The 13,579-nt window shown below is 41.1% G+C and carries 9 protein-coding genes; 7 read left to right on the forward strand and 2 right to left on the reverse strand.

The window, feature by feature from the left end:
• Nucleotides 1-204: 204 nt before the first annotated feature.
• Together pntB and pntA are read right to left on the reverse strand one after the other, a co-directional pair.
• Nucleotides 205-1,593 carry a Re/Si-specific NAD(P)(+) transhydrogenase subunit beta gene (pntB, locus tag Xbed_RS09310; RefSeq protein ID WP_086112659.1) on the reverse strand — a complete coding sequence of 463 codons (1,389 nt, stop codon included), beginning with the start codon at nucleotides 1,591-1,593 and terminating at the stop codon, nucleotides 205-207.
• A gap of 10 nt (nucleotides 1,594-1,603) precedes the next feature.
• The gene (pntA, locus tag Xbed_RS09315; RefSeq protein WP_086112660.1) at nucleotides 1,604-3,154 is read right to left on the reverse strand and encodes a Re/Si-specific NAD(P)(+) transhydrogenase subunit alpha; all 1,551 of its coding nucleotides are present in this window, start codon (nucleotides 3,152-3,154) and stop codon (nucleotides 1,604-1,606) included.
• A 389-nt stretch (nucleotides 3,155-3,543) separates the two neighbouring features.
• Here pntA and ydgH point away from each other — a divergent pair, with 389 nt between their 5' ends.
• The 7 genes from ydgH to Xbed_RS09350 all read left to right on the forward strand — a co-directional run bounded on the left by ydgH (nucleotide 3,544) and on the right by Xbed_RS09350 (nucleotide 13,519).
• Nucleotides 3,544-4,497 carry a DUF1471 family protein YdgH gene (ydgH, locus tag Xbed_RS09320; RefSeq protein WP_086112661.1) on the forward strand — a complete coding sequence of 318 codons (954 nt, stop codon included), beginning with the start codon at nucleotides 3,544-3,546 and terminating at the stop codon, nucleotides 4,495-4,497.
• Between the two features lie 269 nt (nucleotides 4,498-4,766).
• Entirely contained in the window at nucleotides 4,767-5,870 is a 1,104-nt protein-coding gene (locus Xbed_RS09325) for an SGNH/GDSL hydrolase family protein (RefSeq protein ID WP_086112662.1), read from the forward strand.
• A 271-nt stretch (nucleotides 5,871-6,141) separates the two neighbouring features.
• On the forward strand, nucleotides 6,142-7,533 hold the full coding sequence (locus Xbed_RS09330) for a basic amino acid/polyamine antiporter (protein WP_086112715.1): 1,392 nt from the start codon (nucleotides 6,142-6,144) through the stop codon (nucleotides 7,531-7,533).
• A gap of 932 nt (nucleotides 7,534-8,465) precedes the next feature.
• On the forward strand, nucleotides 8,466-8,990 hold the full coding sequence (locus Xbed_RS09335) for a fimbrial protein (RefSeq protein ID WP_086112663.1): 525 nt from the start codon (nucleotides 8,466-8,468) through the stop codon (nucleotides 8,988-8,990).
• A gap of 155 nt (nucleotides 8,991-9,145) precedes the next feature.
• The gene (locus tag Xbed_RS09340) at nucleotides 9,146-9,811 is read left to right on the forward strand and encodes a fimbrial biogenesis chaperone (protein WP_422641349.1); all 666 of its coding nucleotides are present in this window, start codon (nucleotides 9,146-9,148) and stop codon (nucleotides 9,809-9,811) included.
• Between the two features lie 85 nt (nucleotides 9,812-9,896).
• Nucleotides 9,897-12,464 (forward strand): fimbria/pilus outer membrane usher protein, encoded by a 2,568-nt coding sequence (locus tag Xbed_RS09345; protein ID WP_086112665.1) that lies wholly within the window; start codon nucleotides 9,897-9,899, stop codon nucleotides 12,462-12,464.
• Between the two features lie 53 nt (nucleotides 12,465-12,517).
• Nucleotides 12,518-13,519 carry a fimbrial protein gene (locus Xbed_RS09350; protein WP_086112666.1) on the forward strand — a complete coding sequence of 334 codons (1,002 nt, stop codon included), beginning with the start codon at nucleotides 12,518-12,520 and terminating at the stop codon, nucleotides 13,517-13,519.
• Nucleotides 13,520-13,579: the final 60 nt, after the last annotated feature.

Here is a 13,579-nt window from a genome sequence, read left to right on the forward strand (position 1 = left end):
AATGCATCATCTATCAAATTTAATAGCCCGAATTTGACGAGTCAGGTTGTGTCCCGTCAGGTAACTGTTGGAGTCTTTGCCGGAAAGCATGGAAGTTCATGGACTGGAAGAGGGATTTATCGCCCAGCCTCATTATTGAAATGATAAAAAGAGCCTCACGTTACATGAAGCTCTTGGAAATAAGCTCGTCTTATATTTATGCAGCTATAAAGCGCGAAGAATGGCTTCGACACTCATTTTGGCATCACCAAACAACATCTGGGTATTTTCTTTAAAGAATAATGGATTTTGCACCCCGGCATATCCTGTGTTCATCGAACGTTTAAACACGATAACGTTTTGTGCTTTCCAAACTTCCAACACCGGCATTCCCGCAATAGGACTTGAAGGATCTTCCTGAGCTGCGGGATTTACTGTGTCATTAGCCCCGATGACTAAAACGGTATCTGTGTCAGAAAAGTCTTCATTAATTTCATCCAGTTCCAAAACAACATCGTAAGGAACCTTGGCTTCAGCAAGCAATACGTTCATGTGACCCGGCAAACGTCCGGCAACAGGATGAATACCAAAACGAACATTTATCCCCTTTTCACGTAATTTTGCTGTGATGTCGTGAACCGGATACTGTGCCTGAGCAACGGCCATGCCGTAGCCTGGCGTGATGATCACTGAAGTGGAATTTTTCAGCAGTTCAGCAACGTCTTCCGCCGTTGTTTCCCGATATTCCCCCATCTCCTGTTCATCACCAAATGAAACGCCATCTGTACCGAAACCGCCCGCGATGACACTGATAAAGGAACGGTTCATCGCCTTACACATAATATAAGAAAGGATAGCCCCCGAAGAACCGACTAAAGCTCCTGTCACAATCAGCAAATCATTACTGAGCATGAACCCCGCAGCAGCAGCAGCCCAACCTGAATATGAGTTCAGCATGGAAATAACGACGGGCATATCTGCTCCGCCAATGGAGGCGACTAAATGCCAGCCAAAAGCAAGAGCGATGATTGTCATCATCAATAAAGTGAAAACTTGCCAGCCAACACTGTCTGTTTTTATAAAAGTGAACATGAGGATCAAAGATACGATCAAAGCGGCCAGATTAAGTTTGTGTCGGTGTGGCAACATCAATGGCTTGGAAGAGATCTTTCCACGTAATTTACCAAATGCCACAATTGAGCCGGTAAAAGTGACCGCACCAATAAAGACCCCAAGGAAAACTTCTGTCAGATGAATGTGTTCCATAATGGGGGTGGCAAAAATGTCATGGGTAATGAAGCTGTTGAACCCAACCAAAACCGCCGCCAAGCCAACAAAACTATGCAGGATAGCGACTAATTCCGGCATTTCTGTCATTTCCACTTTTTTGGCGAGACGAATGCCAATGACGGCGCCAATGATCATGGCCAGGATAATCCAGCCGATTTTGCCGGCATCCGGTCCCAAGATAGTGGCGATCAACGCAATGGCCATACCCACGATGCCAAGAATGTTGCCCCGTTTGGCGCTTTCATGGCGAGAAAGCCCCGCAAGACTGAAAATGAATAAAATGGCAGCAACAATATATGCCGCTGTAACTACTCCGTTCGACATAAGTTACCCCTTATCCTTTACGAAACATTTTCAGCATACGTTGAGTGACAGTGAAGCCACCGAAGATATTAATGCTGGCGATTAACACTGCGATGAATGAGAGGAAACTCACCCATCCCCCTTCACCCATTTGCAATACGGCTCCAACGACAATGATCCCTGAAATCGCATTGGTGACCGACATGAGTGGTGTATGTAATGAGTGGCTGACGTTCCAGACAACGTAGTAACCTACAATGCAAGACAGCGCAAACACGGTAAAATGAGATAAAAATTCTTTTGGGGCAACATGTGCCAAGCAGCCATACAGGATTATCGCCAGCGCGAATGCCCCATATTTCAGCCACGGAGAGTTAGGTTTTTCTGCTGGTTTTTCCTCTTTTTTGACTGATGCTGGTTTGGCTGTGGTGGGTTGGGCTGAAACTTGGATGGGAGGAGCGGGCCAGGTGATTTCACCCTCTTTAATGACAGTGATACCTCGAACAACGACATCATCAAAATCAATGATGATTTCTCCATTTTTCTCTTTACACGATTTCTTTTTACATAATAGCTTCAACAAATTGACCAGGTTTGTTCCATAGAGTTGTGATGATTGAGTAGGCAGTCGGCTGGGCAAATCAGTATAGCCTATAATTTTCACCCCATTAGATGTTATGACAAGCTCATCGGCCTTGGTGTATTCACAGTTACCCCCATTCTGGGCAGCCAAATCGACAATAACGCTGCCAGGTTTCATGGAATCAACCATTTCTTTAGTAATCAGACGCGGTGCAGGTTTTCCCGGAATTAAGGCGGTGGTGACGATAATATCAACTTCTTTTGCCTGTGCAGAAAATAATTCCATTTCTGCCTTGATAAAGGTTTCTGACATGACTTTCGCATAACCATCGCTTCCGCCGGCTTCTTCTTTGAAATTCAATTCCAAAAATTCAGCCCCCATGCTTTGTACCTGTTCCTTAACTTCCGGGCGTGTATCAAAAGCACGGACAATCGCACCGAGGCTACCTGCTGTACCAATTGCAGACAATCCTGCAACACCCGCCCCAATAATCATGACTTTAGCTGGTGGAACTTTACCTGCTGCTGTAATTTGCCCTGTGAAAAAACGACCAAATTCATGGGCGGCTTCAATAATGGCACGATAACCGGCAATATTCGCCATTGAGCTAAGGGCATCCAACGATTGTGCTCGGGAAATCCGGGGAACAGAATCCATGGCCATAACGGTAACTTTACGTTCTGACAACTTTGCCATTAATTCCGGATTTTGTGCTGGCCAGATAAAACTGACCAACGTAGTACCTTCTTTCATCAAGGTAATTTCACTATCTGTGGGGGCATTCACTTTCAAAATGATATCTGATTGCCAAACTTGATGATGTTCTGCAATATCAGCCCCCGCTTTTTGATAAGCAATATCATCAAAACTAGCAAGCCGCCCTGCTCCTGCCTCAACTGTGACGTTGAATCCCAACTTGCGTAATTGCTCTACCGTTGAGGGTGTGGCAGCAACGCGGGCTTCATTCGAAAGTCGCTCTTTTGGTACACCAATATGCATAATGTTTCCTTCTTTAAGAATGAAATATTGCCGATTATTACCTTATTGAAGCCTATTTAACGATTAGATTGATTTTATTTCTGCCATCAGCAAAACCTATCAATAGAATATAAAATAGTAACGCAATGAAAATAATGTCAATGATTTATCATAAGAATGTCAGAAAAACAAAATGGCTTTTCGAGCGAAATGATAACTTATCTCATATAACTCACTCTATTTATTAAAATTACCAGTGTCATAGACTAAAAACTGATGATAGTTTATTTAGAAAGTATAAATTCTTGCGACAATGAGCATTATTACATGTAATAATTGCGATCTATGTGATACATAACAATGTTCAGCACGTTATAAATATTTTAATGCGCAAGGCGAAAGGATTTTTTATGAAGCTGAAAACAACGATCATCGCGACTGCGGTGCTCTCATTATCTACGATGACTGCTGCACATGCGGCTAAAGAGTTGACTCCAGAACAAGCCGCAGAGCTCAAACCTTTTGAGCGAATCGCAGTTACAGGTCGTTTTAATGCAATTTATGAAGCTGCTGATGCAGTTTCTCGTCAGGCAGATAAAAAAGGCGCTGAAAGTTTTTACATCCAAAGTCTCGACGATCTCAATGGACGTGGTAATTTGCGTGTTGTGGCCGACTTATATCATAAGGATGCAGAAAAAGTAGTTAAAACACCTAATTATCGCATCTATCGTGGTATCAAAGAATTACCTAAAACTGAAGCTATTTCTTTGGAACCTTTTGATACTGTTACGGTGAATGGCTATTTCCCGACTGATCCTGACATGAAAGAAGCCATCGCCAAAGAAGCTAAAAAGAAAAATGCCGCATACTTCTTTGTTGTTCGTGACATTACCCCCAATAATGGTGGAAACCAAATCGTCACCGCCTATGTCTATAAAGAAGACGCACCAAAACGCAAAGTTCAATCTAATGATGCCGTCATTCCGGCTGATTCTGACGCCGCTCGTCAGGCTCTGGCGCAAGGCGGCGATCAAGCCAAGAAAGTAGAGATCCCGGGCGTTGCTTCTTCAACTTCAACAAGCAGTGTGGTGGGTCGCTTTTTTGAAACCCAGACATCAAAAGGCGGTCGTTACACGGTCACCTTGCCTAATGGCACAAAAATTCAGGAACTGAATAAGGCATCCGCAGCACAGATGGTGCCTTTTGATTCCATCACTTTCTCTGGCTATTACACGACGGCTCCTGAAGTTTCTTATCAGGTTGCTAAACGTGCAGCCGAGAAAGGAGCGAAGTACTACCATGTCACCAGAGAGTGGCAGTCTAATGGTGGTAACGTTACGATCAGTGCAGATTTATTCAAGTAATCAAAACGTTATTTATCCATTCATGAAAAAGGCACAATATTTTATTTGTGCCTTTTATCTGTTGGCGGCCTAAGAAACCGGCAGTGCAATTAATGCCGGCCAGTCTGCATTAATTTAACAACAACCCTTTTATAACGTAGGGGGGTCTGATACTCTCGCTACTAAGTGCGTAGGAAGGAGTTTGCGCTGAATTCCTGTGAGCTGTTGACCTGCTAACGCTTATTGCCCGTAGCATGTAAAAACAATAGAAAAACAGGAGCGTAACAGAAATGAGTGATCTTACGAGAATCGTTGCGTTAGAACAAGGGGTTGGTGTAAAACTTTATGACAGTATAAATAACAAGTCGGGGTTTTATGTTAATACTGTAGGAAATACTATTGGCCAAATTCTAACAGCTCCCGATACTGTTATTACCTATTTTCCTGTAGTTCCTGGGCAAACATATGAAATAAACTGTCAAGATTTCAGAGGTCATTGTTTTGCTATCACATTGAAAGAAAATGACCAATTAACCGGTAAAGTGTTAGGGCTAGTAACGCTAACTGGAACAGGGAATACAAGGTTTTTTACAGTGGCTGACGACAGTACTGCAGCGTTCGCCTTTATGAATGTCGTTATTCCTAGTGACCTCTTCGACATTTCCTCAACGGTGTTTGTTAAGGTTGACAGTGTACGTCATATTGAAAGAATTCCTATTATTGATTCTGATGTAAGGAAATCAATTGAAAAACTTTCTTCCCCTCTGAAATCACAAAAATGGGTTGTGATAGGAGATAGTATCACTGAACATAATTTCAGGACGAAAAAAAATTATCAAGATTATGTATCAGAGAGTGTTGGGGGGATGACTGTTTACAATTACGGTATTAGTGCAACAGGGTATTACGACCGTTATGACGTTGCAAATACAATTATACAATCACCTGATTTTCTAACCGTGTTCTTCGGTACGAATGACTGGGGACAAGTCAAGAACACTAAGGTTTTAGGTAAATTTTTGGATATGGGGACGTCGACCATTTCCGGTTGCATTAACACCTGTTTACTCGGATTGATTAAGAAATTCTATCAGAAACGTATTGCGGTATTCACTCCGTTACCGAGAGAAGACAACTGGGGGAGTAATGCTGTGCCGAATGCTGTTGGCTACACGCTAGAGCAGTTAGCCAATATGATTAAGAGATACGCTGACCATTATTCTCTTCCCTGTCTGGATCTGTATCATAAAAGTAATCTTCCTGTTTATACAACTGAGGGTAATGAGTTCTATTTCACTGCCTCTTGCTGCTCGGCACCGGATGGCTTGCATCCTAACGATGCGGGACATAGGGTGCTGGCCGCAAAAATTCAAAAATTCCTCGAATTGATTTAGGAAATTGAAATAATTGGTTCTGTCGCATTTTCTGACGCCTATTTTCTTACTCCTTTACATTATTTTATGCATAAAATTTATATTTTTTTGCATAGTCACCCATTGCATACAATCCTTTCACTCCGTAGAATCGCCTTGTTTTTTAGATTTATCTACTGAATCTTCCCTGCAATCCATAGCATGGATGCAATAAATGTCCAATATGTGTTCGATATTCAGAACAAGTGTTCTGGCTAATCGTGTCGATTATATTATTTTTAGGAACGTATCTTTGGAAAAGAAATTAGGCCTCACGTCTTTGACAGCACTGGTACTCAGCTCCATGGTTGGAGCAGGCGTATTCAGCTTGCCGCAAAACATGGCACAAGTGGGTAGTCCTGCTGCATTAATGATTGGTTGGGGAATAACTGGCATAGGTATTCTCTTTTTGGCCACTTCCTTGCTTTTGCTTTCGCGTCTTCGTCCTGATTTGGACAGTGGTATTTTTACGTATGCAAGGGAAGGATTTGGTGAGTTAGTTGGGTTCTGTTCTGCGTGGGGGTATTGGTTCTGTGCCATTATTGCTAATGTTTCGTATTTGGTCATCGTCTTTGCTGCGTTAAGTTTTTTTACCGATAGCGAACATTCAGTGATTTTCGGTGATGGAAACACATGGCAATCACTGATAGGTGAATCCATCTTACTTTGGTTTGTTCACGGGCTGGTACTTCGTGGAGTACAAACTGCTGCGGGAATCAACCAATTAGCTACAATGGCAAAACTATTGCCATTGGGCATGTTTATCATCCTGGCTGTCATTGCGTTCAAAATGGATGTGTTCTCTTTTGATTTCACTGGTGTTGAAATGGGTGTTCCTGTCTGGCAGCAAGTTAAAGACACGATGCTAATTACTTTATGGGTTTTTATTGGCGTTGAAGGTGCAGTTGTTGTTTCAGCCCGTGCCAGAAAGCGTAAAGATATTGGCATTGCCACCGTACTTGCTGTTATTTCAGCACTGGGTGTTTACGTACTGGTTACCTTACTTTCGCTGGGATTAGTCACAAGACCTGAATTAGCGGCTATCCGTAACCCTTCGATGGCAAACCTCATGGTAGGGTTAATGGGTTCTGCGGGTGAAATTGTGATTATTGCCGGTTTAATCATTTCTGTCTGCGGTGCTTATCTGAGCTGGACAATCATGGCAGCAGAAGTGCCATTTATTGCTTCCTTGCACGGCTCATTTCCCAAGGTATTTAATAAACAGAACGATAAGAAAGCACCAGAATCCTCACTTTGGATTACTAATGGTGCGGTTCAGGTTTCTTTGATTTTAATTTGGCTAAGTGGCAGTAATTACAACACATTGCTTTCAATTGCATCAGAGATGATCCTTGTCCCCTACTTTTTAGTGGGTGCATTTTTAGTAAAAGTCTCCTTTAAACGTAGCAGCCGTGCGTTATTGTCTATTGCCATTGGTGCTTGTACTTATGGATTATGGTTGCTTTATGCTTCTGGCTTAATAAATCTACTACTTTCAGTTGTGCTATACACCCCTGGATTATTGGTTTTTTTGTATGCACGCAGGCAAAATAAGGGAAGTCATCCACTCAACGTCATGGAAAAGCTGGCTATTATAGTGTTGTTTTTGACAATGATCCCCGCCACATGGTTATTAACGCATTAACAAAATAACAAAAAATCCATGCCATTGATTATAAGTTAATATAACCCATTTCGATTACAAACTTTATTATAAGGGGAGAAGTTAAACCTCCCCTTTTTTACCACAGTATTTATATTAATTTTCATCTATTCCGCAGGGGCATTTTTCCGATGCTGCATTAGGCTTTTTAGCTGTTTTTATATATAGCAAGGTGTTACGTTTTTTTGTTAATTGGTTGCATAAGTATTTTGTTTTTATTTAAAGTGTATGTTGTAACTAAATGAGAAAAATAGAGATCAAACAGGCCTCATTCATAAATATTTATTCTGTTTTATGTGTTACGCATTTGTTATGCTTATGGGAATAGCCTAAAAATAAGCCACTAGAGATTACTATAGAGCAAAGTAATTTTTACTGAATGTTATTATTTTAATTTAGGATAAGTTAGGAAATTCAGCTCGATTTGTCTTAAATCTTCAGGGTAAATCTCAGATAATTAAATGTCGTTCACAAAAATACAATATTTAATTAAATTAAGTAACAAGGAAAAATGAACCATTTTCTTTATTTTTTATTACATTTATTTTTACAGAGCATCACTAACTAATAATTAAATTTATAAAATAGAATAAAAGTTCATTCTCGCTGGAGAAATACTATGTTTTGCGATAACAATTCTATTAACCTCAACTAAACGGGACAAAAACTCCGAATAATGACCTTAGTCGAGTTATTATTTTGACCTTTTATAATTGTTCGCTACTATATTCTTCGCCTTATCTGCTGATAAGGAAATGTGAACTACTGTTTTTTTGTTATCTCTTAGGTGTAGTTCTAACTAAACTAAGTAATCCATTTGCTGTATTTTTATTAAGGTACGGCTTTAACGTTAACTCAATAATCTATCTCTCTGTCGTATATATGAATTCGGCAGAGGTGGGATGTATTAAAACATGAAAACCAAGTTAATTATTTCATCTCTATTTGTTTCATCTGTACTTATGTCTGCCGCCCATGCTGCCGACGGGCAAATCAAATTTACGGGAAAAATTACTGCAACTGCGTGTAAGATTGATTCAAACTCAACTGATCAAACCGTAAATATGGGAACGATTAGCTCCAGTACATTCACTAATGCTGGCAGCACTTCTTCCCCTACCCGCTTTAGTATCAAATTAACCGATTGCCCAAAAGAGTACAAAACAGCGCAGGTCAAATTTGATGGTCAAACGGATAAGGGAAATAGAGACTATTTAGCATTGAGTGGTGCTGAAAATTCGGCCAAAGGTGTTGCCATCGCGCTGTATGAAGATAACAGCAATGACATTATTCCTATCACTCAAAGCTCACGCGAACAAGCATTGACAGCTCAAAAAATTAATGAACTGAAATTCGTTGCCAAATATATCGCAACAGCTTCGCAAGTGTCTCCAGGTGCGGGTGACGCAGTCGCTAACTTCACCATTACCTATAACTAAAGGAATATATGGCAAGGAAGCCGAAAAAAGATAAAACCAATCTTAATGTTAAAAAATGAATGAATATAGTCATCGGCTATATTCATTCATTAAAAAATATAAAAATAATATTGTTTGGAGCAACCACTTTGAAATACCTTCGAATTTTTTTTCTTATGTTTATCTACATTTTCAGCACTAATGCTTCTCTTGCGGGTGTTGTCATTGGAGGTACTCGAGTTGTTTATACTAGTGACAAAAAAGAAGCCTCGATTTCCATTAATAATCCGGAAACCGATATTTCTTATCTTATCCAATCATGGGTTCAGAATGAAAATGAACATGATGAGACTAAAGTTCCGTTTATTATCACTCCCCCGCTTTTCAAGTTAACGGCCGGGAATGAGAATATTTTACGAATTGTTAAAACCGGAAATAATTTACCCGATGACAGAGAATCTTTGTTCTGGCTCAATATCAAATCTATTCCTGCGACAACCAAATCAGAACAAAACCAATTGCAAATCACGGTAAAATCTCGGTTTAAGTTATTCTATCGCCCTGCCAACTTAGCAGGCAATGTCAACCTTGCTTATCAGGCACTGAAATTCAAAACCGAGGGGAACAAATTTATTGTAGAAAATCCAACACCTTACTACATCTCTTTTTCTGAGCTAGCTGTCGGTAATGGCGTGAAAAATTATCAAATTGAATCCGCAGGGATGATCCCACCTTTTGATCAAGTGAGCTGGGACGTGCCTATCAAAAACATCAATCGGGTCACTTGGAAAACGATTAATGATTTTGGCAGCATAACGCCAGAAGAAAAACGCGAACTGTAATTTAAAAATTATACAATCTATATACCCAATAAATTTCAAGAAACCGCTTGGATGATGGAGGGTATATCAAAATTAGAAAATTATCATGGGTAACTATCGTCATTATCTTCAAAAAAACATTTCTGATAATTGGTCGTTATTTATCAAGCCCGGCTTGAGTGGTCTATATATTAAGGCGCCTCTCTGTGCATTGTTAACCACATCTATTTTTGTGTATAACAATAAATCTTACGCTGAAGAGTATTTCAACATTAATGCGTTGGAAACCCATTCGGGCTTTCCTGAAAATATTGATCTATCCATTTTCACTCAAGATGATCAACAACCTCCCGGCCTTTATTGGGTAGATATTTATCTTAATCGGGAAAAAGTAGATACCGGAAATATCGATTTTATTGCCGTAAATAATAAGCTATCTCCCAGGCTGACAATACAACAACTCAAAAGCATGGGCGTCAATATTGAGTCAGTTCCCAAATTGCTTAATCTGCCGCAAGACACGGAATTAACTGATCTGGGTCAATATATTCCATCAGCATCGACAGCTTTTGATTTCAAACTCCAGCGGCTGGATATCAGTATTCCCCAAGCGATCATGAATAGTCAGGCGAAAGAGTCTGTTCCGCCTCATTTGTGGGATCAGGGATTAACCTCCCTGTCAGTCAACTATAGTTATAATGGTTCCATGAACTGGCAGGATAATCAGCCCGGCTCCACAAAAAACCATTTTCTCAACCTCAGAACGGGCGCCAATTGGGAAGCGTGGCGTTTGCGGAATTATTCCACTTACAGCAGTCAGAATAGAAAATGGCAAAACATCAATACGTACCTTCAGCGGGATATTCATACACTAAAAAGCCAATTAACATTAGGTGATAGTTACACGCCCTCACCTATCTTTGATAGCTTCCAGTTTCGTGGAATACAATTGTCTTCCGATGACAATATGTTGCCTGATAGCTTAAAAGGATTTGCACCGACGATTAGGGGAATTGCCCAAAGCAATGCTCAGGTGACCATCAAACAAAATGGTTACATTATCTATGAATCTTACGTTTCTCCCGGACCTTTTGTCATCAATGATCTCTATCCAACAACGTCAACCGGAGATATGGAGGTCATTGTCAAGGAAGCCGATGGGAGAGAACATCGTTCTGTGCAAACGTTCTCTACCGTACCCGTAATGTTACGGGAAAATAATCTGCGCCACTCGCTGACTTTGGGAAAATATCAATCTAGTTCCCCTCATGGCAAAGAACCCTACTTCATGCAGGGTTCGGTAATTTATGGTATTTCCAACCGTGTGACTGCCTATGGTGGAACCACAATTGCAAAAGATTATCATGCCATCGCCTTGGGTACAGGCTATAGTCTCTCTGATTGGGGTTCTTTTTCTTTTGATGCGACTTATGCCAAAACCCATTTAATGTCAGGTTCCCGTGCTTATGGTCAATCTTATCGCTTCCAATATGCCAAAGATCTTCCCCAGACGAAGACTAACTTCACTCTCACGGGTTATCGTTACTCGACACGAAATTTTTACGATTTTAAAGAAGCGAACGAGTTAGATTCTGCAATTAATGGGATAACCCACAATGGCACCAATAGGCGCAGTAAATTGCAGCTACATATTAATCAGCCTCTCGGCGATTGGGGAGCCATTTATTTATCGGCTTTCCAACAGGATTATTGGCAGCAAAAAGGTTACGAAAGGAATATCAGTGCTGGCTATAACACAAGTTATAATTCAATCAATTATACCTTAAATTATTCTTACAGCGCTTTTCCCGGCTCGGCTCATAATGAACAGATTGTCTCATTCAACGTTCAGATCCCCCTTGAGCATTGGCTAAAAAATAGCTGGGTAAGCTATAACATGTCCAACAGCAAACACAGTGACACCTCTCATCAAATCAGTTTAAATGGCACCGCGCTTGAAGATAACCAACTGACTTATAACATTCAGCAAAATTATACCAATCATAATAAAGGCGTAGGCGGAAATATCGGAGCAGAATATAAAGGAACCTATGGTCAAATCAACGCCGGTTACAATTACGATAAATATTCCAGGCAACTGAATTATGGTTTAAATGGCGGGATCGTTGCCCATCCTTATGGCATCACTCTTTCCCAATCTTTAGGTGATACCTTGGTATTAGTGCGCGCCAATGGTGCTTCAGGCGTCAAAGTGCAAAACCAGACCGGCATCAAAACCGACTGGAAAGGCTATGCCATTGTGCCTTATGTCAGTAGCTATCGGAGAAACCGCATTGCGCTGGATACTTATTCACTGGGGGACAACGTTGATATTGATATCAATACGCAAACAATTATCCCAACTCAGGGTTCTCTGACGCTGGCCAATTTCCAGACTCGCATCGGTTATCGCGTTTTGATGAGCCTTTCCCATCAAGGCAAAGAAATCCCATTTGGTGCCATGGCAACATTGGAAAAACAGCATGATATTGATAACCCCAACAGCGCCATTGTCAGCAATGATGGACAGGTTTATCTCAGTGGTATTCCTGAATCGGGTCAGATATGGGTTAAGTGGGGACACAAAGAAATACAAGAGTGTCGTGTCAATTATCAGCTCCCTGATGAAGTCCCTGCTTCAGGTTTGTATCAGGTTGAAGCCTCTTGCGAATAGCAATGTCAATACATGTATTTGATATATAATTAGAAAATAATGGAAATCATTTTATGGCCAACAAATTAAAAGTCTTATTGGCAAGTCTATTTTTCATCGGCACGATGAGTAGCTTTGAGAGTTTAGCTGACTATTCTTGTCAATATTCACCGGGCTTTGTGCCCGGCGGCACGACTCGCGTTTCTTTCGGAACGGTTACCGTTCCCCGACACCATCCTATCGGGACGACGATTAAAGAAATACGTCTGGATCAAGTGGATGAAAAAGGAAATATAGCCATTTGTAATGCCCATCTACCTGCAATATGGGGAAAACCCGCTCTTAAACCTGCAAGCTATAACTATGATGCCATTTATGAATCGGGTGTTCCGGGGGTGGGTATTCGTATTAATACCTGGGCACCGGGATATGGTATTGAGTGGCTGCCCAGAACCGCAATCTATCCCGTCAGTTGCCCTCGCCCATCACACGTTCACTGGGGAAAACAATATTGCGGTCAATCGTGGGGTTATTTAACAGTACAGTTAATCAAGATTGCGCCAACAACCGGCTCAGGTGTCATCGGACCAGTAAGACTGACTCGTGCCAAATTGGGTCACCGCATCCTTGTTAATACTTTCTATTTATCAGATACCTATATCATGACCAAAGGTTGCTCTCTCACCCAAAAGGTGATTTCAGTCAATATGGGCGAGGTTAAGAAAAGCGACTTTCGCGGCATTAACAGTACAGCAGGAACGCGAAATTTTGATCTCAAAATAAATTGCGATGCTGATGTGAATGCCAGATTAACGCTGGATGGAACTCCGGAAAACTGGAATAACAGAAATATCTGGGCATTGGATCGTAGTGACAACGTCACGGCAAAAGGAATCGGCTTGCAAATATCATATCTAAACCGTCTTGTATCAATGGGCGAGCCGGTTGTATCTGGTTCTACCCAGTCAGGCGGTGATATCACCATTCCATTGGCTGCACGATATATCCAGACAGAAGCGAATATTACCCCAGGGAAAGCGGATGCTACTGCAACCATTACTATTACCTATTACTAGATGAAATGTTATTTGGATGGGATCACCAGCACAATAATATTGTGCTGGTGATTCTCTGGT

The sequence above is a fragment of the Xenorhabdus beddingii genome (assembly GCF_002127545.1).
Taxonomy (GTDB): domain Bacteria; phylum Pseudomonadota; class Gammaproteobacteria; order Enterobacterales; family Enterobacteriaceae; genus Xenorhabdus; species Xenorhabdus beddingii.

Coding starts and splice junctions, on each gene's coding strand:
- pntB (WP_086112659.1), bottom strand. CDS start 1,593: ATGTCGAACGGAGTAGTTACAGCGGCATATATTGTTGCTGCCATTTTA.
- pntA (WP_086112660.1), bottom strand. CDS start 3,154: ATGCATATTGGTGTACCAAAAGAGCGACTTTCGAATGAAGCCCGCGTT.
- ydgH (WP_086112661.1), top strand. CDS start 3,544: ATGAAGCTGAAAACAACGATCATCGCGACTGCGGTGCTCTCATTATCT.
- Xbed_RS09325 (WP_086112662.1), top strand. CDS start 4,767: ATGAGTGATCTTACGAGAATCGTTGCGTTAGAACAAGGGGTTGGTGTA.
- Xbed_RS09335 (WP_086112663.1), top strand. CDS start 8,466: ATGAAAACCAAGTTAATTATTTCATCTCTATTTGTTTCATCTGTACTT.
- Xbed_RS09340 (WP_422641349.1), top strand. CDS start 9,146: ATGTTTATCTACATTTTCAGCACTAATGCTTCTCTTGCGGGTGTTGTC.
- Xbed_RS09345 (WP_086112665.1), top strand. CDS start 9,897: ATGGGTAACTATCGTCATTATCTTCAAAAAAACATTTCTGATAATTGG.
- Xbed_RS09350 (WP_086112666.1), top strand. CDS start 12,518: ATGGCCAACAAATTAAAAGTCTTATTGGCAAGTCTATTTTTCATCGGC.